Raw genomic sequence first — 243 nt, 5'->3', positions numbered from 1 at the left:
ATAGAGCCGGTTGCCGATCTTGAGCTTGAACTCGTCCTCCACATACCCCTTCGTCTGCGTAATGAAGGATATGCACCGGGACGAGTTCAGCTGCCCGGGGCCGACCAACGCCCCCGTGGGACAAGCGTCGATGCAAATTGTGCAGTCGCCGCATTGGTCCATCATCGGTTGATCGGGTGTGAATGGGATATCCGTGATCATTTCGCCCAAATACACCCACGAGCCCCACTCAGGGGTGATTAC

General features: G+C 56.8%; 1 protein-coding gene. It reads right to left on the bottom strand.

Going from position 1 to position 243, the window contains the following annotated elements; all coding sequences use genetic code 11:
- A partial coding sequence (locus KVT27_RS25850; RefSeq protein ID WP_217582302.1) for a 4Fe-4S double cluster binding domain-containing protein occupies positions 1–243 on the bottom strand: 243 nt, incomplete at both ends.

Source organism: Lysinibacillus sp. GbtcB16, from assembly GCF_019091145.1.
Taxonomy (GTDB): Bacteria; Bacillota; Bacilli; order Bacillales_A; family Planococcaceae; genus Lysinibacillus; species Lysinibacillus fusiformis.
The sequence above is the reverse complement of the archived record's forward strand: the minus strand, read 5'-3'. Positions and strand labels throughout refer to the sequence as shown.